Source organism: Myxococcaceae bacterium (genome assembly GCA_016000045.1).
GTDB lineage: Bacteria > Myxococcota > UBA727 > UBA727 > JABDBI01 > AER2-1.
Window position 1 is genome coordinate 44,425 of record JAECQY010000002.1, and the last position, 24,334, is coordinate 68,758.

Genomic DNA, 24,334 nt, shown 5'->3' on the forward strand with positions numbered 1-24,334 from the left:
TTAACTTAATTCCGGTCTTATACTGCCCTGAGGAGGATAGTCTAAAGTATCGTCCAGTTGATCGATTTGGGCCTGCGAAAAATCAGGCACAGGGAGCGCATGATTGGCTCTCAGAGCGGCTATTTGATCACGAGCAAAATCCGGATCAATCTTCGAGGGACTGTAACTCTCTTGAAGAGATAGGGCTAAAGAGGTTCCTACTTCAGCGACTTTATCAAGAAAGCGAAGCAAAAGATCCTCTTGAACCGCTAGAAATTCTCGATGTTCAGTGGTGAGTACGTACGCTTGAATAGCCAAATCCAGCGAGTCTAAAGAGATGCCGACAAAACGCACCCGAGCCCCTTCGGAATCCACTTTCGGATGGGCGTAGAGAATCTTCTGCAACTCGATCAACAGCAATCGAATTTGATCGGATGAACTCATGCGATGAACGCCCAGCGTGCACGTAAATCGAATGCGATCGCGAAGAGAGAGATTCTCTAATTGCATTTGAGCCAAGTCCGCATTCGGAACCGACAGTAAACTTCGTTCCTGAGTTCGTATTTTTGTGGTCCGGATTCCAATCTCTTCGACTTTTCCCGTCTGACTCCCAAAACGGCATTCATCACCCACACGAATTGGGTGATCCAACAGCAACATAATACCGCCAATGAAGTCACCCACCATTTTTTGGGCACCCAATGCCACGGCAATTCCCCCCACACTAATGCCTGCGATCAAGGCTGTTACGTTAACGCCAATATTTTGGAGAAAGGTCACGAGCGCCAAGAGTGCTGCAACAGCTTTAAGCGTCTTGCGGCCGAGGGGGATCATTCCAATCATTCCCCCTTGTCCATTGGATTTGAGATGCTCAGCAAGCCATTCGCCTAGGAGATCAACCACACTGAAAACAAACCAAGTGAGAATGAAAGCAGAGAAAACAATCGCCGAGTGCTGAAAATAAAGATCCCAATTCTCTGGTAAGAGCAAGACTCTCTTGGCCAACGTAAAAAGCATCAAAGCCAATCCGGCTCGAATAGGCGTAAACCCAAGGCGAATCATATTTTTGTCAAAGGTCGGGATTCGCTTCAATATTTGAATTCCAAGCAACCGCACCAGGAATCGCGTTAAATAAAAAGACAATAGGTACGACCCGACTGCCAGAAGAATTAAGATGGAAGCTTGTATCAGCACGCTCATTCTTGCAAACCAGGCCCTTCGAACCTAAGCTCGTCCTTAATTGGATCTTTGAAACCGGGACGCAAAGGCAATGCATCCGGGTGATCCGTTTGGTACTGTAACACCTTTTGGTCTCTTGGCAAAAGATGTTTGGCAAGCGTTTTCATTCCTTCGAAATCTATGTTAGAGCTGCCTTTTAGTATGATTTTAAACGTTTCGGGTTATTGTTTTGCCCACCTCACCCATCTGCCGAAAATGCGCGAAGCCCTGGCAAATCATTGCAAGGCTCAAAATTTAAAAGGCACCATTTTGCTTAGCCCAGAAGGCATTAATGTGTTTTTAGCGGGCCCTCGCACGGGCGTAGAATCAGCCATGGATTTGATTCGAAGCTATCCAGGTTTAGAATCCTTTGTAGGCAAGGAAAGTTTCTCAGAGACTCAACCCTTTCGGCGCATGCTGGTTCGCTTAAAGAAAGAAGTTATCTCTTTCGGCGTAGAGAAAGCCAATCCTTTGCACCATGAGGCTCCTCGATTGAGTCCGAAAGATTTAAAACGCTGGTTGGATGAAGGAAAAGAACTGATTTTGCTAGACACTCGAAACGACTACGAAGTTGAGTTGGGAACTTTTCAAAACGCTGAACACTTTGACTTGAAAAGCTTTCGTGCATTCATTCCAGCGGTTGAAGAAAAAAGAACAACTTGGAAGCACAAAACAGTGGTCACTTTCTGCACCGGAGGAATCCGATGCGAAAAAGCGGCTCCCTTTATGAAGATGCTTGGATACGAAGACGTCTATCAGCTTGAAGGCGGTATTCTTAAATATTTTGAAGAAGTGGGAGGCGAACACTGGAACGGAGATTGCTTTGTCTTTGACCAACGCGTCGCGCTCAACCCCGAACTCAAACCAAGCGGTCATGGTCTTTGCTTTGACTGCCAGACAGTCCTTCCTCACGCCGGTGACCCATGCCCGACCTGCTCGCCTTTGAACGTTCCGCACGAGAACTTCGACAAGACAAGCCACATTTAAATACGCGTCCCATTAGGATACGAGGCCTGGCTGTTGGAGAGTCTTATTTGACTTATCTGAACAGGCGAATTCCCTTAGAAGACCCGGACGCGTGGACACGAGCGCTTGAAGCTGGAGAGCTTTGCTTGGATGGCAAGGTGCTTAGCCAGGATACCGTGATCCAATCGAACAGCCGTTTGTCCCACACCCGAATGGAGCCAGCGGAACCGGAAATCAACATCCATTTGTCGGTTGTTTACGAAGACAAGGCTCTTCTGGTTTTAGATAAACCCCACAATCTTCCCGTGCATCCTTGCGGCCGCTACCACCATCATAGTTTTTCAGTCATTGCCGAGCATGCCTGGCCAGAGCTTACCCTAAAACTCGTTCATCGATTGGACGCCGCAACTTCTGGTCTTTTATTGCTCGCCAAAACAGCTTCCGTCGCGCGCGATCTCGTTCATCAATTTGAACATCGTCGCGTTAAAAAAAGCTATCTAGCCAGAGTTTATCCAGAACCTACTTGGACAAAATTCGAATGCAACGAGCCCATTGGTACCCATCGCCTTGATCGCGGTTCTCGAGGCATTTCAAAAAACGGCCAAGAAGCTCGAACGCGCTTTGTTCATCAGGGGCATGGAATCGTTGAAGCCCAGCCCATCACTGGAAGAACGAATCAGATCCGTGTTCACTTGAGCCAACTTAGGCATCCGATTATGGGAGATACTCTGTACGGAGGTGCTGCTGCGCATCGATTATTTTTACATGCTTCGACACTTCAATGCCTTCATCCACTAACCCAGGAAGAACTTTTATTTCACAGCGCAGCCCCACAATTCGGCTCTGACTCAAGATGACCAAAATTTCGTAAATTCATCGATCAAGTTAAGGAATAGCTTCCAAAGTTTTCATAAAAAGGAAAAATTCCCTGAGCAACTAAAATAAGCATAAAACATCTCGCTTCCTATTCTACTTTCACGCTTGCATTGCAAAAGATTCTGATTGAAAATAACGACTATGTTCGCCGGACAAAGATGAGATATACCGACAAAGCGCACCCTAGAAATTGGGTGAAAGTTAACGCAACTGACTTGTTATTCCAGATCTTCAGTCGTTTTTTCAGATTGATGCTCGATGCCAAAACAATCAAACCTTCGAAGGGAAGGCATTTAACCACAATAACAATGTTATTGTGGCCTGAACACCGTTGATCTTTGAAAAATCCATATTGACTAAATAAATCCGGATAACATTACAGAAATACCCCCCCCTTCTCTCTGACGATGTATCCTCAAAAGACAATGACGACCCCGAAGCACACTGGCACCGCCTGATCCAAGTGGAGGCTGCGGTCCACGTCTGTGGCCTGGAACTTCAGGACTCGTCTCCAACAAAAGAGGCAATTTTTTTATTTCCTTCTTGGTTTCGTCCTTTGGCTGATTTTTAGTTCGAAGCGCAATATAGTGGTTAGCAGAACGACTATTTGCTTGCGTCACAGGCTTTTCACTGACAAAAGCAAGCCAAACCTGGTCAGCAGCATGCGAGCGGAGCTCAGCACGGTGCCGAACGAGCGATTGGACTTTCGAGAGGAGGACTTACCACAAAGATTCAGTTGGCCACCGATGCGCATGGAAATCCAATCGATTTTGAAATCACAGGGAGTGAAGTACAGGATGCAACCGTCGCCCATAAAATCATCAACCAGGCCCATAGAGCCGAGAACGTAATTGCTGATAAGGGCTATGATTCAGATGAAATTCGGCGACACATCCGAAATCGAAGTGCAATACCGATTATTCCGCGCCGTTCGAACAGTATGAGACCAAATTCAGAATTTGACTCCCATTTGTACAAGCACCGCCATCTTGTTGAAAATTTATTCGCGAGACTGAAGCACTTAAGAGGTATTGCGACTAGGTTAGAGAAATTAGCTCGAAACTACCGGGCAATTGTTTGTTTGGCCTGTTCGATGATTTGGTTGAAGTTAGGAGAATTAAATGAGGACACGCCCTAGAACCCCATTCACGACAGTCCATCTAAACGCCATAATTTATTTTGCCGGGAATCGCTATCATTTCTCCACACATCCCTTCTAATTTGCTAGGATCAAAGAGTGCCAACAATCAGTTCATTTTATGGAATCATGATTCAAATATTTTGGGGCGATCATTCTCCGCCTCACTTCCATGCATTTTACGGTGAATTTGAAGTTTTAGTTGATATTGCTACTCTTGAAGTGATTGAAGGAGCCATGCCCCGCAGAGCTCTGGCGCTTGTTTTGGAATGGGCCTTTTTACATCGGGTCGAATTGATGGAGAATTGGGAATTATGCAAACAGAAACAAACACCCAAAAAAATCAAACCTCTGGAATAGCTTCCTCGCCAGTACCTTGGCGGATTCAAAGCATTCAACTTATGGAAAACTACCGCATTGCCATCGAATTTAAGGATGGCCTGAAGGGCGTTCTGGATCTCTCTAAACTGGTTATGAGTCATGATGCGGGGGTTTTTACCGCTTTACGCGATCAAGCACTATTTCATCAAGCTTATTTAGACCACGGAGCTGTTACATGGCCTGGAGAACTCGATTTAGCGCCAGATGCCATGTATGATAGCATTAAGAAACGACATCAGTATCTGCACTTTTGAGGGTTTGATCGACTTTCTGTCTGCCTCGTAATCCCAACGGGCTTCAAAGCGAGGCCCAGATCATTCCAAAACTGTCGGAGATTGGCTGTAGCCTGGCGCTCTCAACAGGATTCGAACCTGTGACCTTAGGTTTAGGAAACCTACGCTCTATCCTGCTGAGCTATGAGAGCAGATGGCTTGCTTTTCCTTCAAAAAAGCATCCAAGTCAAACCCGGATTTACTCACCCGTCCCGAGCCTTTTTTCTTCTCGCTCGAGTTCTTCTTTGTAGGTTACGCTATAACGTGTCCAAGGTCTCAATTTCAACCGAGCGTAGCCAATCGGTTCATCCGTACCTTCGCAAAGACCGTAGCTTCCATTCTGGACTTTTTCCAAGGCTCGCTCGACCTCACGCAACAGCTTCGCGTCGCGATCCATTAAACGGGTCTCCAAAGAAATCTCGGCGTCCTCTGAAGCCAAATCAGCTTCATCACCCGGTACTTGCTCGCTGGTCGTACCGTTGCGCCTTTTTTTCAATTTTTCTTGAAGCTCTGTTCGAGTATCTTCAAGAATCCCGATCAATTCCTGCTGCTGTGCCTCGGTAAGCGATTTTTCAGCTGATTTAGTTATTGCCATTTCGGTTCTTTATCCAAAAGCCTGTCGGTAATCAACAAAATCTGTCGTTTCAAGATCAGAGTTTGGGTTTTTACCTCGAAAGAACTGTTCGATGGCCTCGCTAACTTCTTCTTCTTTTTCAAGAGTCATGACTTTCGAGCGAAACAAGCTCGAATTTTCAAAGCCCTTGGAGTACCACACTAAGTGGCTTCGAAAAGACTTCAAACTGCCAAAACGAATTTGTTCAAAAAAATGCTTTAGAATCAAATCGCAGCGTTCATCCGACGAAGGAGGAGAACCCCCTGTTAAATCGCGAAATATCCAGGGATTGCCCAGTGCCCCTCTTCCGATCATCACGGCATCGCAACCTGATTCAATCTGACGTCGACGGGCTTCACCGGCCGATTCAATATCTCCGTTGCCAATCACTGGAATTTGCATACGCTCTTTGAATTGACGGATCAGGTCCCAGTCTGCTTTGCCTGAATACCCTTGAGCTCGCGTTCGTCCATGCAGAGCAATGGCTGCACATCCAGCATCTTGCAAGGCACTGCCCATCTCAAAGCAATTGATGCTATTGGAATCCCAACCCGTTCGGATTTTCGCCGTTACCGGCGCATCGGTTCCAATGGCTTGACAGATCGAACGAACCATCGAAGCCGCTCGCTTGACATCCGTTAGCAAAGCCGAACCGGCCCCGGTCTGAGTAACTTTTTTAACCGGACACCCCATGTTGATATCAATAATATCCGCCCCTAATCGAACGGCTTCTTCTGCCGCGCGGCACATCGACAGCTCTTCTCCACCGAACAACTGCAATGAGTAAGGTTTCTCAACCTGTGGATCGTATCTTAAGTAGCTTTGGGTTCGGGCGTTTTTAAAAAAAATCCCTTTAGCCGATATCAACTCTGTGGTGGCTAAACCTGCCCCCATCTGGAGGGCTATCACTCGAAAAGGCATTTCGCTCACACCCGCCATAGGTGCAAGAAAGTAAGGAGACGGAATTAAGTGTTTTCCAATCGATAGCATGCTGATAGGGGGTGAAGTCTAGTAAGATTAGCCATTCTTGTCCAGTGAGGTTCACCTAAATGCACCCTGTGCTTGTTCACATTCCGTTTATTCATCAACCCATTCACATGTATGGCGCCTTAATCCTGGTTGGATTTCTGCTCGCGCTCCAGGTCTCCAAGTGGTACGCCTTGAAACAAGGCATCCAAGAGCAAGACGTGATGGACTTCGCTTTCTGGGCCTTGCTTGGCGGGCTCATTGGCGCCCGTATCGTCTTTATTGCCGTGAACTGGGAAGAATATTTTGTGACCAATCCCTGGACCGAGCTTGGCTCGCTTGGAATCACCATCCCGAGTGCTTTCACTTTTTGGCAAGGAGGCCTTGTTTATTGGGGAGGCTTTTTGGGTGGATTTGCGGCTTCTATCGTCTATGCTTGGGCGAGAAAGTTACCCTCTCTTCAATTTTTTGACATCTTGGTTGTAGGCGTTCCGCTTGCCCAGGTTTTTGGTCGTTTTGGATGCATTGCTTCGGGTTGTTGCTACGGCCGTGCTCTCTCGAGTCCGGAGTCGATAGGTTTGCGATTTCCCGCAGGATCAGCCGCTTACGACACCCTCATTCACTCCTCTGAATTACCCCTTCGAGAATACATGATCGAGCATGCTCACACATGGCCTCTCTTTCCGAGTCAATTGCTGGAGTCCGCTGGTTCGCTCGTACTTTTTTTCGCCTTGGTTTATCTCGCCAACCGAAAACGCTTTCACGGCCAGCTGCTTCTGACCTATGCGGCCGCTTACTCCGTTATGAGATCGGCGATCGAGCTTTTTCGAGGCGATCTGGAACGTGGTTACGTGCTGGACGGCATTTTATCAACCAGCCAATTCATCTCGCTGTGTGTCATCTTAATAACCCTATCTGCTACCATGGCTTTAAAATCTAGGCCGTGAACTGGATTTTATGAATGCCTTCTTGCTAGCCTCAGAAGCATGACGGATTCAAAACAACGGATTGGCCTGACAGCAGCAACTTTGATGGTGGCTGGTAACATCATGGGTTCGGGCGTCTTCATGCTGCCCGCCAATCTAGCTGCAACGGGCGGGATCGCCATCTACGGTTGGATTGTCACCATCCTGGGCGCGGTTTCCTTATCTCTTGTATACGCAAAAATGTCTGCTGCAGACGATAGCCCGGGTGGCTCCTACGCCTACGCAAAAAAGGCATTTGGACCCTTCATCGGCTATCAGACCAACTTGCTATACTGGTTTGGAAACTGGATCGGAAACGTTGCGATTGCGGTAGTAGGAGTCGGCTATCTAAGCTATTTTTTCCCCATTTTAAAAGAAACTCTGGCCAGCGAAATCGCGTGCATCGCAGTTTTGTGGCTCTTTACCTACATCAATATCTTAGGTCCGAACCTGACCACTCGAGTCCAATCTTGTACGACGATTTTCGCACTCGTTGCAATCGTAGGCGTTGCTTTGCTTGGCTGGTTGCGTTTTGACCTGAATCTCTACTTGGCCTCCTGGAACGTTCACAACGTCAACGACTTCTCGGCAATTCAATCTGTCTTGAACGTCACTCTGTGGTCTTTTATTGGAGTCGAGACCGCTTCAGTGGCGGCAGGCGTTGTCGAGAACCCTAAAAAAAATGTCCCCATTGCGACTATCGGAGGCGTGCTGATTGCTGCAGTTTGTTATGTTTTGTCCTGCACGGCCATTATGGGTGTCATCCCAGGCCCTGTCTTGGCCAAATCGGCAGCTCCTTTCGCTGACGCGGCTCGGATCGCCCTTGGAGAAGCTGGTGGCGCGATGGTTTCGTTTTGCGCAACCTTGGGTTGCCTAGGCTCTTTGGGAGGCTGGATCCTAGCAACCGCACTAACAGCCAAGGCAGCGGCTGCAGACGGTTTGTTTCCCAAAGTATTCGCCGATAGCAACTCCGACGGAACTCCGGTCAAAGGTCTGATGATTGTTGCCACGCTCATGTCTTTGGTGGCTTTGGGATCCATTGCCCCCTCTGCCTCCAAAGAATTTGGAACGGTGTCTTCGATTGCGGTTTTAATGACCCTCGTGCCTTACGTCTACGTGTCTTCGGCACTCCTTTCGTTAGGCAAACTCAACAAACAGACCATACTTTTAATCGCATTTGCGATCGTCTATTGCGCCTGGGCTTTATTAGGCTCAAATCACAGCGAAGGAGATTGGCTTGCGGTCTTTTTGCTCATCAGTACAGCCCTTTATCAGTTCCAATTTCGAGGTAAATTGACATGAAACCCTATCGAACTCTTTTGGCTCATGAGTGCATTACCCCATCGGACGCTTCCTATCGAATCGTTCATGAGCTCACGCAAACACTTAAAAACCGAAACATCGATGTTTTGACAGCCTCTCATGATCCCATCAATCTATTTGACTCCGATGCAGGATTGAGTGCAGTGCTGGTCAGCTGGACACTTCCCCAAGCAGAATTGCTCATTCACCAAATTCGAAATAAAAATCTTAGTGTCCCCATTTTTCTGCTGATTGAAAAAGAGGAAGCGCAAGACCTTTCAACCGAAATTTTAAAACTTGTTTCGGAGCTGGTATGGATTTTTGAGGACAGTTCTCATTTTATCGCAGGCCGCATTGAGGCTTCCATGGTCAACTATCGAAAAACCATCTTAGGCCCCATGGCTTCAGCGCTGATTGATTTCAATAGTACTCACGAGTATTCTTGGCATACCCCCGGACATGCGGGAGGCACTGCGTTTCAAAAAAGCCCAGCGGGTCGAGAATTTTGGGACTACTTCGGAGAAAATCTATTTCGTTCGGATCTATCGATTAGCGTGGGCGAGTTGGGTTCTTTGCTGGATCACTCTGGACCCATTGGCGAAAGCGAAAAATATTCAGCACGCGTTTTCGGAGCAGACCGGACCTATACAGTCACAAATGGAAGCTCCACGGCAAACCGCATCATTTGGACCGCTTGCGTGGCGCGTGGCCAACGCGCGCTAGTGGATCGAAATTGCCACAAATCCAACGAGCAGGGACTCACTCTAACCGGAGCCATCCCTCAGTATCTCATGCCGACTCGAAATCGTTACGGAATTATCGGGCCAATTCCACTCAAGAATTTAGAAAAAGAATCGCTGATGCGCAACGGAAAGCCAAGCCACTGTGTCATCACGAATTCCACCTACGATGGACTGATTTATCAGGTAGAAAAGGTACTCGATTTACTGGCAGGTACAGTCGATCGCATCCATTTCGATGAAGCTTGGTATGGCTACGCCCGTTTTCATCCACTGTACAAGAACCGATACGCCATGCGAGGCACACCCGCTCAATCCAACACAGACTCTCCAACTCTGTTTGCCACCCATTCCACCCACAAGCTCTTGGCGGCTCTGTCCCAGGCTTCGTTTATCCATGTCCGCGATGGACTGAATGCAATCGATCACAATCGATTTAATGAATCGTTTATGATGCATGCTTCTACCTCGCCGTTTTATCCTATCATCGCTTCCAATGATATTACCACTTCCATGATGGATGGCCCAGGCGGGGAAGCGCTCATGGAAGAATCCATTCGTGAAGCGATTTTATTTCGTCAAATGGTCACTCGCATTTGGCGTGAATACGATTCAACTCAAGATTGGTTTTTCCAAACCTGGAATCCGACTCACATTCAAGAAACCTTCTTTGAAAAAGTCCCCGTTGAAGAACTCGTTAAGAATGCACACTACTGGGAACTTAAGCCTGGAGAAACTTGGCATGGTTTTGATTACGATGCTGGCTATTGCATGCTGGATCCCATTAAAGTCTCTGTCCTGTCCCCCGGTATTCGTTTGGACGGCAGTCTGGATATCCATGGCTTTCCTGCTTGTCTCTTAACTGCTTATTTGGATTCTCAAGGGATCCAAGTCGAAAAGACGAATGACTTTTCTATTCTGTTTCTCTTTTCCCTTGGAGTCACTCATGCAAAATGGAGCACTCTTTTGCATCATCTGATGGAATTCAAGCGACTCTTTGATGAGAATGCTCCGCTCTCGGTTGCCATCCCTGCTTTGAGCAAACACTACCCTTCGCTTGGGCTTCAGGATCTTGCCCGTCCCATGATGCAGCACTTAATCCAAACAGACTTCATGAAAGTTCAACACGAAGCTTTCTCGATTCTTCCTTCCATGAACCGGATCCCCGCAGAAGCTTACCAAGCGCTGCTTCGCAATGAAATCGAACGCGTCAGCTTAAAAGAAGCTCAAGGCCGAATTGCAGCCACCGGTCTTGTCCCCTACCCGCCTGGAATTCCGATGATCATGCCAGGAGAAGAGATTGGAACACTTCAAGACCCTTGGTTAGGTTACTTGGCCGCACTGGAGTCTTGGGATCAGAATTTTCCGGGTTTTAGCCATGACATCCATGGTATCGAATTCGAAAACGGGTGCTACAAGCTTTCAGTACTGAGATAAAGAGGCTTCTTGCGTAACCAGAGGTGTTGCACGGAGGATGATTTCTTGATGCACGATGTCATCAAACTTCGGAACCGAAATGAAGAAGTATTCTGGGAACACATTATGAACTTCAAACTTGGCTTGGTTGCACATCTTCAAAATGACGACTTTGCGATCGCTCTCAGGAAATCCAGGATTTCTAGTTGCATTGACCAGAGCGTCCTGGAGCATTAGGGCTTGGATTTTCGCTCCACCACGTTGAATAATTTCCGTCTGGATTAAAGGGATTAAAACCATATTGGGTCATAACGCCCCAAGAAGTGGATGTTAAGCTTGGCAACGGATTCGAAAACCATCCAAACGGGATAAAATAGCGTTTGCTCGCATAGATAAACCAGCCCCCCTCGGAAGACGCGCTGGTGGTCGGAACATATTGGGCATAATTCGCTGGCCGCCCTGTTGTCAGATCGTTATTGACCACTTGAAATGCTTCGGCTGTCGCATAGTAATCTGAATGCAGACTTAAAACGCCTTGAACCATCGCCTGCTCATCAGTCAATAGGTCTGGGTACTTATCTCCATAGTAAGAGATGAGGGCTCGCACAAAATTAATCGCCCCAAAACTCCACTCCGCGGACATAATCCCCCCTTTTTTATTGGGGCCGTTGTTATCTTGATCGGAATATCCAACACCCATTAATTGCTGCGTTGCTGGATCGTAATAGCCTCCCCATTTCTTGATCTGGATCCAATCCTGATAAGCTGTTCCGGCTCCAAACCAGGTATCCAATAATTCAGGGCCCAAAGCTGCAATCCCCCAAGTATTGACATCGATGGCATTGGCGCCCGCGCTATACTGGACTGTACAATGCCCAGAAGCATCATACGATTCAGTTACCCCTTGCTTGAAATATCCATTCGCTTTGTCCCATGAGTAGTTTTTGAAGTAACTCAAGATCGATGGAGACACTGGGCTCGTTGCACTTCCCCCCTGCCCCCAGATCAACCCATTAATAGCAGGAATCAAGTTTTCAGGATCAGCGGGCACCATGTTGGATAAAGCCTTTCGAAAAGCAAGCAATGCTCCGAGTGTGCTGGCATTGTTCTCGGTGGAAATTTGGAATGGGTTCACCGACAAGGACCCCGTGTTGCCCAAAGATCCTTGTACCGCATAATAAATGGCCCCTGTGCATTTTGACTGCATGTTCTGAAGCGCGCTGAACAATCCTTTAGCCACTTGATAGCGCGTATCGCTGGTCGTTAATTTCTCAGCCAAAATATTCGCCGCAACCATCGGCCCCATCATCAATCCCCAGACATTCTCTCCCGTGATGGGTTTATAATCTGCCCAGGTTACCACTCCGGGGAAGTACGCTGAATTATGAGCTGGTAAATTATCGGGCAAAGAGACGTAGGAAGCGTAGGTGCAACTTTGATCAGCCACCAAACACGAAGTTCGATTGGCCTCACATTCCGTTAAGCCCAGCGTACAGGAACGGTAACTTTGTTCGCAAGCTTGGCAGCCCAATGTCCAGAACGGATCCAGGCTGGTCCATTTTTGAGTCAACATTCGATAGGAGTAAGCCCCCAAAGGTTCTGCAATCGCTAAGCCAAGAGGCATCCCCGCCGCATAAGTCACCGGGCCATTGTTTTGTCCGTTCGGGGCACTGCCACCATAATAAAAAATTCCATTGGCTGCGTTTGTTAAACCTCGATTCCCACCCGCGGATCCACAGTTGGAATCATTGCCATCGGCTCCATTGAAATGATTCACCGAAAACACCGCGTTCTGAGCTCCAATGTAGCTTTGCAAGTCCACCAAAGTGGCAACCTGATTCACTTTCGCTAAAGCGAGCGCAATTTGATAGCAGGCCGCATCATAAATATCAGTTCCATTGCCAGTATTGATGCGTTCATACTGCAAATTGACCCCACCCGCAGCCAAAGAACCGCTGGGATCCAATGCCGAATAACTGGGTATCACCTCGTAGCTCTGGGCATTGTATTGATTCTTCACATTCAGAATTTCTGCCGTATTGCCTGATCCGGCACCTTGCCCCAGAACGGGAATCTGTCCTTGCGTTGCATCCGAGTAATAAATTTGCCAAGCATAGTCTCCGAAATAATCGATTGAGGTCCAATAACTCAAAGGCAAAGGAACATTCGAATACTGAGAACAAGTGGGCGTATAAACAAAACCAACCGTCTGAGGAGCATAGGCATTGGAAAACACAGGAGATTCTGTTGTAAGCGTCTTTACCAGCCGAGCGACTCCGTTCGAATCGCTAAACAAGGGAGTGAACGCAATTCCATTGGCAGACAGCTGCCCTACCGGCGTGCAAGTGGCCCCATTTGGATCGCTTGAACTCTTGGAGCACTGAACCAGAAGCAATGCAGAGAAAACAACTCCGATGATTTTGAACATAGCCCTAGAATAAAAAAACCCGCTCTTAATAAGCAAACCCAAGAGCGTTTTTTTTCATCAAAAGCCTACAAGAAGCTGTCCAGATACTGCCAACGCTCATAGAGCTCGGCTATTTTTTGCTCAGATGACTCCAATGCCTTGGTAGCCTCCGCAAATTCCCCATGCCTTGCAGAATGGGAAAGCGTTTGTTCGAAGACTTGCTTTCGCTCTTCCTCCGCCAAAATCAAGGCCATGATGCTTTCGTATTCTCTTTCTTCGTGGTAGCTGCGTTTTTTCTTTTCGCGGATTTTCGAGGCATGAGACGAAGTAAAAACCTGTGATTCTTGGACAATCGATGGCTTCGTCGACGTTCTCAATCGCTGATAGGTCGTGAAATTACCCGGATAATGGGCAATTTGATCCTTTTCAAAGACCAACATTTGGTTGCAAACTCGATCCAAAAACATTCGATCGTGACTCACAATAAAAGCAACCCCAGATTGCTCCAAAAGCATCTCTTCTAAGATTCCCAACGTAGAACTATCCAAATCATTCGTGGGTTCATCCAGCAATAAGCAGTTGGCCCCTTGTTTCATGAGAAGAGCCATTAAAAGCCGATTCTGCTCTCCTCCAGAGAGGGTACTGACTTTTCGATTAGAGTCCGAAGCCGCAAACAAATAGCGTTCCAGGTAACTTGCAACGTGCAAAGATTGCGTACCCAAAAAAACCACATCGCCTTCATCTGCAAGCGTTTCTTTCAAGCTTTTTGCTGGATCCAGCTGTCCACGATGCTGGTCAAACTGAACCATCTGCGTATGATGTCCGCAAACAATCTCACCCGAACTGGGTTGTAACTTGCCAGAGATCAACGACAAAAGCGTTGTTTTTCCGACACCATTTGGCCCCAATATCCCAAATCTTTGACCTTCGGTGACAATCAAATTAAGGTTTCGAAAAAGTGGTTCAAAAGCAAGTGCTCGAAGCTCCAAAACCGTCTTTGCTAAGCGCCTCGCTTCGGCCGACTCGATTTGAACCGTCTTCTCTTGCGTACGGCGATATTCTCGATCGACTTCATCGATCAAATCCGTAGCCCGAGAAATTCGAGCGCTTTGCTTGGTGGTTCTTGCAGGGGTTCCTGCCCGAAGCCAGACTAATTCTCGAGCCAGTAAGCGATCTTTTTTCTGCAAAGTCCGTGCTTCAATATCGGTTCGAATCAGCTTATTTTCAATGAAGTTTTCATACGAAGCGCCATGAAGAAAAAACTTTCCAGAGTCGAGCTCAAAAATTCGAGTCGCAACTTCGTTAATGAAAGCTCGATCATGAGAAACAAATAATACCGGTTTGGGAGCGCTCTTTAAACGGGCAGCCAAGTAAGCGATTGCTTCAAAATCCAAATGGTTGGTTGGTTCGTCCAACAAGAAAACATCTGGGTCTTCCAATAACACTCTGGCCAGATCAACGCGTCTCTTTTGTCCCCCAGAGAGAGTCCCCACAGTCGCTTGCCGATCGACTATCTGAAGCTGAGAAAGCACACTCTCGATTTCGTAATCTTCTCCCGAAAAGCCTTCTCGCAAGGCCTCCCAAACGGTGTCACTCGGTTGCAACTTCGGTGTTTGAGACAAGTAGCCTATCTTAAGCCCTTTTTGACGAACCACTTCACCAGAATCAGGCTCCAGAAAACCGGCTAAAATATGGAGAAACGTCGACTTCCCCGAGCCATTTTGACCTACCAAAGCGACCCGCTCACCTTCTAGAAGAGTGAATGAAGCTCGGTCCAAGATCCGTTTTTCTCCATAGGAAGCAACTATCTCACGTGCACTTAACATGCTTCCTGTTTGGCATTGCTGAGCGCATTTTAAAAGCCCTGGAAGCAAAACTCAACCAGAAGGCTTCCTAGTGACTGGACTCAAAGCTCGCTCGCATACCGAATCTATGCTAGACTGCGGGATTGTGCGTTTAACTGCAACCGAACAAAATGCCATCAAAGAAGCGCTTCGCAAAGAAGACCCGGTGTTCAACTATGAATTCGCGGATTTGTTTGAAAACACTCCCTTGCTGTTAACCATGGATACAGGCCACCCTGAACTATTGCCAAAAATTCAACAGCTCCGTTCATTAAGCGTTTCTAGTTCCAAGGCGAATTGGTCGAATAAAAGCCAAGGGTTGGCTCTTGAGCTTTTCAGGCTTTTATCCAGCTTCAAGAGGCTCGTCAGTCGTTCAATTTGACGATCAGCGTCTAATTGCTTGGCCATTCGCAGCGCAAAATCCAAGCGATCTCCAAAAAGATGAAGTTTGCTTCCGACTTCTTGCGCCGTTTCCCCTTCGTCAAGCATGAGGCGAGCCCGCAAGACCACACGAAATTGCCAAGCCAACACGCCCAAAAGCCGCAAGGGAACTTCTTGAGCGGCCTTGAGATGAGCCAAGCTCTTTGCGACTTGCGATCGATTTCCCATCAAAATCGCTCGAGCCAAAACAAAGGCATCCTCGTACGAAATTTGAGCCACTTGTTCAAAGACTTGCTCGGCAGTAACGACGTGATCTTGGTAAGCAAGCTCAAGTTTCTCCAAAGCCCTGTCCAGCAAAAGCAAATTGGGGCCCAATTCCAGCTGCAACTGCTGAACTGCGTCTGGGTTCAACCGCAGCCCTCTGGTCTGAGCACGCATTCGAATGATACTGGCCATTTCACGATCTTTGGGGTGGTCAAATCGGTATAAATCGCAAGATGCATCCAGCAACTTCGGTATTTTTTGCCGAAAATCGATTTGTTCAAAGATCAGCACCAAAACCGTGGTCGGATTTTTTTCCAAAAGATATTGCTGCAGAGCAGGCAAATGCTCTTCTTTAAGAGTTTCCGCATCTTTTAATAAAAGCAAACGTTCTTTGGCCATGAAAGGGTGCTGTCGCGCAGCCAACAAAGCTTGCTCGCAGGAAGCTCTTCGCAGAGAAAGAATCTCACGATTAAACTCATCGAAGGGCCCTTGAAAGCGGCTCTTGATTTCTTCAATCGCTTCGTCAACAAAAGCCCGCTCTTCCCCTCCAAAGGCAAGAACGCGCGGCAAATCTGGTTTCGTCAGTTGTTTGAGCCAATCGGCGTAAGTTTTCGGCATTCGTCGCTTCTCTCAGTGGGCCCAACGACCCTTGTCGCTTAAAAACGAACCCTCTCGCCAGGACCCCAATGAAGGTATCGTATCTACGATCGTTCATCCCTGCAACCGCTGTTCTTGAAAAGCGTGCTGAGAAATCTTCAATGATCGCCAAAGCCTTTTCTTGCTTTCTCTCTTGCGGTAGCAATTGCGAATGGTGGTGAGGAAAAATCTAAAAACCCAAGCACGGTATTTTAGGCCGGCAAGGCTTTTGGTGTTCTTTATTTGGGGACAAGCCGCTGTTGCTGCCTGGCTCAATCAAAGCCAGATAACGAATGCCGTGGCCAATCAGGCACTAACGCAGCTCGTTTCGAACCGGACATTGCCTGCCGCCCAGCAAAAACAGTTGTTCTCGACCGGACTGAAGGCCTTGTTTGCCGAGCTAACTCCGGCGATTCAAGCGATACCGGATTATACAGGCCAGTTTGTGGCCAATTGTTCCATTTTCATGAACACTTACATCGAGCGCGTTTTGTGTGAGATCAACTCCACGACCGCTTGGGGGAGACCCGAGAGTTGCGGAGAAAGTTCCTTACTTCCTTTGGAATATGAGCATCAAATTACCGAAAGCGCAATTTTGTTGGTGAGTCTTTACGCCGATTGGACGGGCAAGTCGTCTTTATCCTCCCAGTCTTATGCCGTTCGTTTGTTCGATCGATTGCCAACATGCACCGTGTCTATGAGCGTTTCACGAACCAAGCCAACGCTTAGCCAAACCTTGAGCAAAGCCTCTTTTCGGAATACTTTGAGTTTGCTGGGTACACTCAGTCATTCTTTCGCCCAAAGCTTAAGCCCGAGTCAAAAGCGTACTCCTACGCTGAGCGATGTGGAGTCGGTCACTGGAAGCTCAAGCAGGACTCTTAGTGCGTCTGAGACTTCTTCTTGCACGAGCCAAAGCTTGTCGTACTCCCAAACCTTGAGTCCTACCGAAAGCCCAAGCGCTCCGGTGATTTGGAATCCCGATTGGGCGAATTGGCAAGTGACAACCGGTGTCTATCGAGACAACGCCAATCAAACAGGCCGCTACCTTGAATCGGTTCCGGGGGTTATCACGGATCAGATGACGGGTTTGCAGTGGCAAAAGGTAGGGAGTGCGCCTGCTAGCAATTGGACGGCTGCACAGGCCTATTGCGCAGATTTGTTTGAGTCTGGGTTTGGGGACTGGCGCTTGCCCACGCACATCGAACTTCAGACTTTGGTGGATTATACGATGGATTGCGCTGGTCCCAGCGTGGATCTGAATTTTTTCCCAGGCACTCAAAGCAGTTACTATTGGTCCTCCGACGCTTTGCAGGGTTACCCTGGGAGTGCTTGGTGGGTGAGTTACGGCAGCGGTGCCTATTACGCGGGCCTTGTTTGCAGCCAGGGCTATAGCATCGCTTGTCCTTCGGTGCCCGCGAGCGGTTTTACCCGTTGTGTGCGACCTTCGTCGGCAGAACGAGAAAAGGATCGTTATGCCTTCAATAGCACCCAGGTGCTGGACACCGTAACGGGCTTAATTTGGCAACGGGTGGTTTCCGGAACTTACAACTGGAGTGCAGCTCAGGCTTATTGTGCTGGCTTAAATCTGGACGGTTTGAGCTGGCGCCTTCCGAATGTCAAAGAGTTATCGACGCTTCTGAATGTTCACGTGGCATTCCCGGGTCCGACCATCAACGCAACGGCTTTTCCGAGTACACCGCAGACTGCGTTTTGGACATCAACACCTTATTCATGTGTGTCCTTGTCCAAGTGGCGTGTGGTTTTCAATAGTGGCAACGTCGGCCCGCTTAGCGTCAATAATACAGGCGATGTTCGTTGTGTGCGTTCTCCTCAGGTCTACAATCCCGAGTGGGCAAATTGGCAAGTGACAACGGGTGTTTATCGAGACAGCGCCAATCAAACGGGCCGCTATCTTGAGTCCGTTCCGGGAGTTATCACGGATCAGATGACGGGTTTGCAGTGGCAAAAAGTAGAGAGTGCGCCTGCAGGCAATTGGACGGCTGCGCAAGCCTATTGTGCTGATTTGTTTGAGTCTGGATTTGGAGACTGGCGTTTGCCCACGCACATCGAACTTCAGACTTTGGTGGATTATACGATGGATTGCGCTGGCCCCAGCGTGGATCTGGATTTCTTCCCAGGCACGCAAACCAGCAGTTATTATTGGGCCTCCGACGCTTTACAGGGTTACCCTGGCAGTGCCTGGTGGGTGAGTTATGGCAACGGTGCCGGTTACGCAGGCCTTGTTTGTAGCCAGGGTTATAGTAGTTGTTCTGCAATGCCTGCGAGTGGCTTTACGCGCTGTGTGCGGCCCTCGTCGACGAATCGAGAAGTAGATCGTTATACCTTTAACAACACACAGGTTCTGGACACCGTGACGGGCCTGAACTGGCAACGAACGGTTTCCGGAACTTACAACTGGAGTTCGGCGCAAGCTTATTGTGAAGGTTTAAACCTGGACGGTTTGAGCTGGCGCCTTCCGAGTGTTAAAGAATTATCGACGCTTCTGGATGTTCGTGTGGCATACCCGGGTCCGACGATCAACGCGACCGCTTTTCCGAGTACACCGCAGAGCGCCTTCTGGACATCAATACCTTATTCGTGTGCGTCTTCATCCAACGCTTGGTTGGTCGCTTTCACCTTTGGTAATGTGGTCAGCAATGGCATGGGCGGTAATAACTGTGTCCGTTGTGTACGCTCTCCTCAGGTCTACAATCCCGAGTGGGCGAATTGGCAGGTAGCGACCGGTGTCTATCAGGACAACGCCAATCAGACAGGTCGCTATCTTGAATCGGTTCCTGGGGTTATCACGGATCAGATGACGGGTCTGCAGTGGCAAAAGGTAGGGAGTGCGCCTGCGGGCAATTGGACGGCTGCCCGAGCTTATTGCGCAGATTTGTTTGAGTCTGGTTTTGGGGACTGGCGTTTGCCCACGCACGTGCAACTTCAGACTTTGGTAGATTATACGATGGATTGTGCTGGCCCCAGCGTGGATCTAGATTTCTTCCCAGGCACTCAAACCAGCAGTTACTATTGGTCCTCTGACGCTTTACAGGATTACCCCGGCAGTGCCTGGTGGGTCAGTTACGGCAGCGGTGATTACGCGGGTCTTGTTTGCAGCCAGGGCTATAGCGGTTGTCCTTCAGTGCCTGCGAGTGGCTTTGCCCGTTGTGTGCGACCTTTGTCGGTGGATCGAGAGGTAGATCGCTATACCTTTAACAGCACGCAGGTTCTGGACACTGTGACGGGCTTGATTTGGCAACGAATAGTTTCTGGAACTTACAACTGGAGTGCCGCGCAAGCTTATTGTGCGGGTTTAAATCTGGACGGTTTGAGCTGGCGCCTTCCAAATGTCAAAGAATTATCAACGCTTCTGGATGTTCGCGTGGCATACCCGGGTCCGACAATTAACACGACGGCTTTTTCGAGCCCGCCTCCGGCTCCGTTTTGGACATCAACGCCTTATTCGTGTGCGTCTTCGTCGATCGCGTGGGTGATCGGCTTCGTTAATGGTCAAGTCTACGGCTATTATATGAGCAATACTTACTATGTTCGTTGTGTGCGTTGAAAACAGGATTTTTACTTTAGCGAGACCCGTGCGAAGGAGCACAAAGTTATGAAATGATTTGATTCGCAAGAATTTTATGCGATACCTTTCACCATGGAGACACTTAACGATCTTGGAAAGTTGGCCCTTCGCTTTGGTTTCGGATTGCCCATGGCTTTTGGGCACGGTTTCACTAAACTGTTTAGTTTTACAGAGCAATCTCATTCTTTCCCCGATCCCTACGGAATCGGGCCAGTTCTCAGCATGGGCTTAGTCATTTTTGCAGAGTTAGTCTGCTCTTTGCTCGTGGTTTTTGGCGCTTTTACTCGCCTGGCAGCCATACCGCTTCTCTTTACGATGGGGACCGCTGTCTGGAAAGTTCACTTCGGTCAAGCCTTTAATACTTTTGAACTGCCTTTCATTTACGCAATCGGATTTCTTGCGATTGCTCTTCTCGGCGCAGGTTCTTACTCCTTTGACCGTCTTATTCTAGAAAAGCGCTAATTGATTCCGAGCACGAACCGCAATCGGTAAATGCTCCAGACACTTAAGGGCGAGTTGCTCTTCTTCGGCCAGGCGAATTTCGACTTCTGCCAGGCAAGGAAAGTAACAATCGCGCTGAGCCAAGGCATGCAAATGGCGCAACCAGACTTCTTTTCCTAAAAGCCCTTGATGCCAATCTTTTGCGAAGGATCCCAAACCGTTTCGAAAACCGAACAAGCCCCAAAGCATGGGAACGATAATATCGTTGGTCCCGCTATGATCCAGATTCTGTCGAACCAGCTCTTCGATATCTTCGGACTCCTGAACCGCTTTGAGGCAATAAACAACGAGCTGCTCGGGCGAATCGCGTCCATCAAAACCGATCGGAACTTGAAGACTCGAATAATCGTCTGCCCCTTTCGCCAAGGCAACGTAATATTGCAGAGCTTGTCGAGCCCCTAAGATTGTTTGAGGCGTGTCCGCTTCACGTTTTTCAAAAAGCAGATGCAACACCTGCTCAGCCAATGCTTCGCCTTGCAACAACTGGGTTTCAAGGGACGCCGTAGAATCTTCTAAAAAGGCTTTCATAGCCCCTACCAACAAGGCAACCGATGCAATAACGCGAGGATGTCGATGCGTCACATGCACCATCTCAACCACTTGACTGGCAAGCTCTTTCTCTTTCTTAAGACTAAAGCTCAAGGGCATCATCGCCGGCAAAATATCAGCAACGAGCTTGAGGGTTGGATGGTGATTAAAGACCTCCATCAACGTTGTTCCTAAAGAAGGAAGGCTCCCACGCAGTGCTAAACCGTATCTGGGGGAAGCAAGCAAATCGAGCTTGAGTGAGAGATCGCAATGACTAAAAAGAGCTTGATACGTGGCTAAAAACCAAGTTCCTGTCGCGGAATGAAGATAATGAGGAGGATTTCGAAATCGGTGCATTCGGTTTCTCGAGTCTCCTCGTGCAACTCCCCATACCAAGCCTTCCAAAGATTTCAGATTCGAAGCAATCATGTCATTAAAGTCCCAAGAGCCAAAGTGCTAACACCCTGCGCGTCGCAGGGCTACATCGAATTTAGAATTTCGACTGAATCGTCTCAAGAAGCCGCTGATGAATACCCTCAAAAGGCCCATTCGACATGCATAACAAAACCGTATTCGGGAGCACACCCTCCCGCACTGCCCTGATCAGAGCATCCACAGAGTCAAAAGCTTCTGCCTTAGAACCAATCTGTGTGGCAAGCTTCGCTACATCCAAACTCAGTTCGGGCTCTAACGAGCGCCCAGGAGGCGCTAAAAGCACGCGATCAGCCGAATCGAAGCTCTGCGCATAGGCATCTTGAAAAACACGTCGACAACTGCTTGCAGAGCGTGGTTCAAACAAGGCCCAAATGGATTGATTTTTAAAACGCTTTCGAGCTCCTTCTAAAGTAAGCTGAACTGCCGTGGGATGGTGAGCAAAGTCGTCAATGACCGTAACGCCGCCGAATTGACCCACCACCTCCATGCGCCGCTTGACTCCTTGAAACGCTTCAAATCCATCTCGAATTTGATCATGGCTTAATCCCACGGCTTGCAAAATGCGATAGCAACCCAGCGCATTCTGCGCGTTGTGTCTGCCGGACAACGGAATCCGGATGGCTTGCCCATCCACCGTAAATCTCAAACCTTCTTCATTCTCCCAACAATCCTGAGGCTCTGCGTAAGGGATCAGTTTCGCTTTCAGAGTCGCCTTTTCCAAGGCTCGTTGAAGTTCAGGGTAAAGCGTATTCAATACCACCACTCCTTCTTCTGGGACTAGAGACAGAACCTGAGCAAAACGTTCAACAATCTGATCCACGTTGGCGTAGATATCCGCGTGGTCATGCTCCAATGAACTACACAGCAAGTATTTGGGCCGATAGTGCAGAAATTTAGGCCCTTTATCAAAGTAGGCCGTATCGTATTCATCGCCTTCCACCACAAAGTGAGCGCCTTGCCCTAAGCGAAAGCTTTCGTTAAAATTTTTAGGGATTCCTCCGATCAAAAAGCTCGGATCGAAACCAGCGTGTACGAGCGTGTGCGCCAAAAGAGCGCTAATGGTGGTTTTGCCATGCGTTCCTGTTGCAACAATCGATTGACGATCTTGTAAAAACAAATTGGATAAAGTTTGCGGAAATGAAGCGTACGCAAGTCCCAGGCTTTGCAGAGCCTGGACTTCAGGGTGAGATTGGCTGATGGCGTTGCCAACGACCACCCAATCCAAGTCCATGGATAGGTTCGCAGCCTGGTACGGTGTTTTGACAGGAATCCCCCACTCTTGAAGCTTGGCGTCCATGGGCGGATACACTCCCGAATCCGATCCTTCGACTTCATGCCCGGCTGCTTTTAAAAGACCTGCAAAAGCACCCATAGCGGTTCCAGCCACTCCTATGAGATAGATTTTCATGGCTTTTAATTAGCGTAAAGCTCATAGAAAGCCAAGCTTTGAAGCGTTTTTCATGAATCCAGCAAAAAATTTTCTGCTTTGATCTATAGTCTTAATATGATTCATTTCATCCGCCGCAATTTACAAACCCAAGATCCTTCAAAATTAAGGCCTGAGCATTCAAACACCCCCTCTTTTCGAGACACATTTCATCCGAGTTCAATCCATCGAAATTCTCAACAGAGGGAACCCGCCAAGTTCCAGCCCTCTCGCATTCACGCGTTTTTCAGCTGGCTAGCAGATCGATTCAACCGAAAAACGTCTAAGCCCGTATTGAAGCCATCCAGCCCCATCTCAGCTCAGCCAGAGCTTACAAGCATTAAATCCACGCCCAACCCAGCAGACCTGCAATCCACAATAGCCCCAAGCAAAGCCGCCACTGCCTTCCAAGTCTCAGAAAATCTCAGGCCGAACGAAGAATTCGAAAAAACCGATCGCGTGGAGTGGCGAGCTCCCCAAGATCCGGCAGATATCACGCGATTTAGACAACATGAACTTTTTATCACTAAATCTGAAAAAGACGCTTTATTCCGAGCAGTAGATGAAAATAAATTCGAAATCGTCGTTGATCTCCTCAACAAGAGACCGCTGGTTGAACTGGATTATCTTTTCGACGATCAAGGGCGCTCCATTTGGAAGGCAGCGGAAAATAAAGCCAAAATCACGCAACTGCTGGGAGAATCGAAGTATGCCACTTGGGGAGTCAGCCCCATGGAAGAGCAGATCCTCTCAGAAGCATTTAAGCTACCCTACGGGCAAGTCAAACAAAACGACGGACGAGAGAAAAAAAACTACGAAGTGATGTCTGAGATCCTAGGTAAGCGACCTTACGCAAGCGATCAATTATCCTTGATCAGCGCTATCAAGCTATTTTTGCAATTACGCATGATGGACTTAGGGAATGAATCAAAGCTTCAAATTTTAGCGAAAAAATCACCTAAAAATAAACTCAGCAATGGAGAGAGAAAATTATTTGAATTCGCTTTGAAAAATAATGATCTAGATATTATTAAAAAACTATTTCGACTAAAACCTGCATTTAACTTCCGAAACGCCATCGCCGATCCTTACTCGATTAAGAATCCCGCCATGCGAAAAATTTTAGGACTTGATCGTCGTTAATTTTTATTTTTATCAATCATTTTATCATTTTTGCAAAAATTAATACTTTAAATGTTTTATTGAGTTGTTTCGAATAGAAATTACTCAACCTAGACTGTTCTAATAATTTAATTTTAATGCCTTTTTCTGTTTTTTCATCGACAATCGCGAACCATTGTTCCCCGATTCTTAGATAAAGAAATGGATCTTTTTGAATCCGTTCGCTAACCACACCTTCATGAACTTTCTGAGCCCCTATTTTTGAGGCACCAGCCAGACCTTTGGGGGGAACGGTTGCTTTTTGAGCCTCTGCAGCATGAAGGCTGAGTCCCCATAAAAATAGCACTCCCAATCTCATATTTTTTCCTTGCT

At 47.9% G+C, this 24,334-nt stretch carries 20 protein-coding genes and 1 tRNA gene; 11 read left to right on the forward strand and 10 right to left on the reverse strand.

Going from position 1 to position 24,334, the window contains the following annotated elements:
- Nucleotides 1-1,179, reverse strand: a complete 1,179-nt coding sequence (locus tag I8H75_01430) for a mechanosensitive ion channel family protein (GenBank protein MBH2006001.1) — start codon at nt 1,177-1,179, stop codon at nt 1-3.
- 180 nt (nt 1,180-1,359) lie between these two features.
- Between I8H75_01430 and I8H75_01435 the strand changes: the two genes are divergently transcribed.
- The 5 genes from I8H75_01435 to I8H75_01455 all read left to right on the forward strand — a co-directional run bounded on the left by I8H75_01435 (nt 1,360) and on the right by I8H75_01455 (nt 4,812).
- Nucleotides 1,360-2,184 carry a hypothetical protein gene (locus I8H75_01435; GenBank protein MBH2006002.1) on the forward strand — a complete coding sequence of 275 codons (825 nt, stop codon included), beginning with the start codon at nt 1,360-1,362 and terminating at the stop codon, nt 2,182-2,184.
- Nucleotides 2,121-3,020 (forward strand): RluA family pseudouridine synthase, encoded by a 900-nt coding sequence (locus I8H75_01440; GenBank protein MBH2006003.1) that lies wholly within the window; start codon nt 2,121-2,123, stop codon nt 3,018-3,020. Before I8H75_01435 ends, I8H75_01440 begins: the two co-directional genes overlap by 64 nt.
- A gap of 716 nt (nt 3,021-3,736) precedes the next feature.
- Complete coding sequence (locus I8H75_01445; protein MBH2006004.1) at nt 3,737-4,177, forward strand: IS5 family transposase; 441 nt, start codon at nt 3,737-3,739, stop codon at nt 4,175-4,177.
- A gap of 99 nt (nt 4,178-4,276) precedes the next feature.
- Nucleotides 4,277-4,537: a DUF4160 domain-containing protein gene (locus tag I8H75_01450; protein ID MBH2006005.1), complete on the forward strand. Its 261-nt coding sequence runs from the start codon at nt 4,277-4,279 to the stop codon at nt 4,535-4,537.
- Nucleotides 4,538-4,578: 41 nt separating this feature from the next.
- The gene (locus I8H75_01455; protein ID MBH2006006.1) at nt 4,579-4,812 is read left to right on the forward strand and encodes a DUF2442 domain-containing protein; all 234 of its coding nucleotides are present in this window, start codon (nt 4,579-4,581) and stop codon (nt 4,810-4,812) included.
- 93 nt (nt 4,813-4,905) lie between these two features.
- Here I8H75_01455 and I8H75_01460 read toward each other — a convergent pair.
- From I8H75_01460 to dusB, 3 genes are all read right to left on the reverse strand, one after another.
- A tRNA-Arg gene (locus I8H75_01460) sits at nt 4,906-4,982 on the reverse strand.
- A gap of 47 nt (nt 4,983-5,029) precedes the next feature.
- Nucleotides 5,030-5,425: a TraR/DksA C4-type zinc finger protein gene (locus tag I8H75_01465; GenBank protein MBH2006007.1), complete on the reverse strand. Its 396-nt coding sequence runs from the start codon at nt 5,423-5,425 to the stop codon at nt 5,030-5,032.
- A gap of 9 nt (nt 5,426-5,434) precedes the next feature.
- Nucleotides 5,435-6,433, reverse strand: a complete 999-nt coding sequence (gene dusB, locus I8H75_01470) for a tRNA dihydrouridine synthase DusB (protein MBH2006008.1) — start codon at nt 6,431-6,433, stop codon at nt 5,435-5,437.
- A 59-nt stretch (nt 6,434-6,492) separates the two neighbouring features.
- Between dusB and I8H75_01475 the strand changes: the two genes are divergently transcribed.
- The 3 genes from I8H75_01475 to I8H75_01485 are packed head-to-tail and all read left to right on the forward strand — an operon-like array spanning nt 6,493 to nt 10,853.
- The gene (locus I8H75_01475; protein MBH2006009.1) at nt 6,493-7,356 is read left to right on the forward strand and encodes a prolipoprotein diacylglyceryl transferase; all 864 of its coding nucleotides are present in this window, start codon (nt 6,493-6,495) and stop codon (nt 7,354-7,356) included.
- 39 nt (nt 7,357-7,395) lie between these two features.
- Nucleotides 7,396-8,676 (forward strand): arginine/agmatine antiporter, encoded by a 1,281-nt coding sequence (gene adiC / locus I8H75_01480; protein ID MBH2006010.1) that lies wholly within the window; start codon nt 7,396-7,398, stop codon nt 8,674-8,676.
- Nucleotides 8,673-10,853 (forward strand): arginine decarboxylase, encoded by a 2,181-nt coding sequence (locus tag I8H75_01485; GenBank protein MBH2006011.1) that lies wholly within the window; start codon nt 8,673-8,675, stop codon nt 10,851-10,853. Before adiC ends, I8H75_01485 begins: the two co-directional genes overlap by 4 nt.
- A gap of 181 nt (nt 10,854-11,034) precedes the next feature.
- On the opposite strand, the gene I8H75_01490 is transcribed toward I8H75_01485, so the two are convergent.
- From I8H75_01490 to holA, 3 genes are all read right to left on the reverse strand, one after another.
- Nucleotides 11,035-13,260 carry a hypothetical protein gene (locus I8H75_01490; GenBank protein MBH2006012.1) on the reverse strand — a complete coding sequence of 742 codons (2,226 nt, stop codon included), beginning with the start codon at nt 13,258-13,260 and terminating at the stop codon, nt 11,035-11,037.
- Between the two features lie 65 nt (nt 13,261-13,325).
- Complete coding sequence (locus tag I8H75_01495; protein ID MBH2006013.1) at nt 13,326-15,065, reverse strand: ABC-F family ATP-binding cassette domain-containing protein; 1,740 nt, start codon at nt 15,063-15,065, stop codon at nt 13,326-13,328.
- Between the two features lie 273 nt (nt 15,066-15,338).
- Nucleotides 15,339-16,346, reverse strand: coding sequence for a DNA polymerase III subunit delta (gene holA, locus I8H75_01500; GenBank protein ID MBH2006014.1), 1,008 nt, complete (start codon nt 16,344-16,346; stop codon nt 15,339-15,341).
- Nucleotides 16,347-16,542: 196 nt separating this feature from the next.
- On the opposite strand from holA, the gene I8H75_01505 reads away from it, so the two are divergent.
- Together I8H75_01505 and I8H75_01510 are read left to right on the forward strand one after the other, a co-directional pair.
- Entirely contained in the window at nt 16,543-19,929 is a 3,387-nt protein-coding gene (locus I8H75_01505; protein ID MBH2006015.1) for a DUF1566 domain-containing protein, read from the forward strand.
- Nucleotides 19,930-20,022: 93 nt separating this feature from the next.
- Nucleotides 20,023-20,412, forward strand: coding sequence for a DoxX family protein (locus tag I8H75_01510; protein ID MBH2006016.1), 390 nt, complete (start codon nt 20,023-20,025; stop codon nt 20,410-20,412).
- On the opposite strand, the gene I8H75_01515 is transcribed toward I8H75_01510, so the two are convergent.
- Nucleotides 20,398-21,408 (reverse strand): ADP-ribosylglycohydrolase family protein, encoded by a 1,011-nt coding sequence (locus I8H75_01515; protein MBH2006017.1) that lies wholly within the window; start codon nt 21,406-21,408, stop codon nt 20,398-20,400. The genes I8H75_01510 and I8H75_01515 overlap by 15 nt on opposite strands.
- Nucleotides 21,409-21,469: 61 nt before the next feature.
- Nucleotides 21,470-22,822 carry a UDP-N-acetylmuramate dehydrogenase gene (locus tag I8H75_01520; GenBank protein ID MBH2006018.1) on the reverse strand — a complete coding sequence of 451 codons (1,353 nt, stop codon included), beginning with the start codon at nt 22,820-22,822 and terminating at the stop codon, nt 21,470-21,472.
- 96 nt (nt 22,823-22,918) lie between these two features.
- On the opposite strand from I8H75_01520, the gene I8H75_01525 reads away from it, so the two are divergent.
- Complete coding sequence (locus I8H75_01525; GenBank protein MBH2006019.1) at nt 22,919-23,983, forward strand: hypothetical protein; 1,065 nt, start codon at nt 22,919-22,921, stop codon at nt 23,981-23,983.
- Nucleotides 23,984-23,999: 16 nt separating this feature from the next.
- On the opposite strand, the gene I8H75_01530 is transcribed toward I8H75_01525, so the two are convergent.
- The gene (locus I8H75_01530) at nt 24,000-24,308 is read right to left on the reverse strand and encodes a hypothetical protein (GenBank protein ID MBH2006020.1); all 309 of its coding nucleotides are present in this window, start codon (nt 24,306-24,308) and stop codon (nt 24,000-24,002) included.
- Between the last annotated feature and the right edge of the window lie 26 nt (nt 24,309-24,334).

What these genes read in the sequence shown, in the direction of transcription:
- I8H75_01430 (MBH2006001.1), bottom strand. Translation starts at nt 1,179, where the DNA reads ATGAGCGTGCTGATACAAGCTTCCATCTTAATTCTTCTGGCAGTCGGG.
- I8H75_01435 (MBH2006002.1), top strand. Translation starts at nt 1,360, where the DNA reads ATGATTTTAAACGTTTCGGGTTATTGTTTTGCCCACCTCACCCATCTG.
- I8H75_01440 (MBH2006003.1), top strand. Translation starts at nt 2,121, where the DNA reads ATGCCCGACCTGCTCGCCTTTGAACGTTCCGCACGAGAACTTCGACAA.
- I8H75_01455 (MBH2006006.1), top strand. Translation starts at nt 4,579, where the DNA reads ATGGAAAACTACCGCATTGCCATCGAATTTAAGGATGGCCTGAAGGGC.
- I8H75_01465 (MBH2006007.1), bottom strand. Translation starts at nt 5,425, where the DNA reads ATGGCAATAACTAAATCAGCTGAAAAATCGCTTACCGAGGCACAGCAG.
- dusB (MBH2006008.1), bottom strand. Translation starts at nt 6,433, where the DNA reads ATGCTATCGATTGGAAAACACTTAATTCCGTCTCCTTACTTTCTTGCA.
- I8H75_01475 (MBH2006009.1), top strand. Translation starts at nt 6,493, where the DNA reads ATGCACCCTGTGCTTGTTCACATTCCGTTTATTCATCAACCCATTCAC.
- adiC (MBH2006010.1), top strand. Translation starts at nt 7,396, where the DNA reads ATGACGGATTCAAAACAACGGATTGGCCTGACAGCAGCAACTTTGATG.
- I8H75_01485 (MBH2006011.1), top strand. Translation starts at nt 8,673, where the DNA reads ATGAAACCCTATCGAACTCTTTTGGCTCATGAGTGCATTACCCCATCG.
- I8H75_01490 (MBH2006012.1), bottom strand. Translation starts at nt 13,260, where the DNA reads ATGTTCAAAATCATCGGAGTTGTTTTCTCTGCATTGCTTCTGGTTCAG.
- I8H75_01495 (MBH2006013.1), bottom strand. Translation starts at nt 15,065, where the DNA reads ATGTTAAGTGCACGTGAGATAGTTGCTTCCTATGGAGAAAAACGGATC.
- holA (MBH2006014.1), bottom strand. Translation starts at nt 16,346, where the DNA reads ATGCCGAAAACTTACGCCGATTGGCTCAAACAACTGACGAAACCAGAT.
- I8H75_01510 (MBH2006016.1), top strand. Translation starts at nt 20,023, where the DNA reads ATGGAGACACTTAACGATCTTGGAAAGTTGGCCCTTCGCTTTGGTTTC.
- I8H75_01515 (MBH2006017.1), bottom strand. Translation starts at nt 21,408, where the DNA reads ATGATTGCTTCGAATCTGAAATCTTTGGAAGGCTTGGTATGGGGAGTT.
- I8H75_01520 (MBH2006018.1), bottom strand. Translation starts at nt 22,822, where the DNA reads ATGAAAATCTATCTCATAGGAGTGGCTGGAACCGCTATGGGTGCTTTT.
- I8H75_01525 (MBH2006019.1), top strand. Translation starts at nt 22,919, where the DNA reads ATGATTCATTTCATCCGCCGCAATTTACAAACCCAAGATCCTTCAAAA.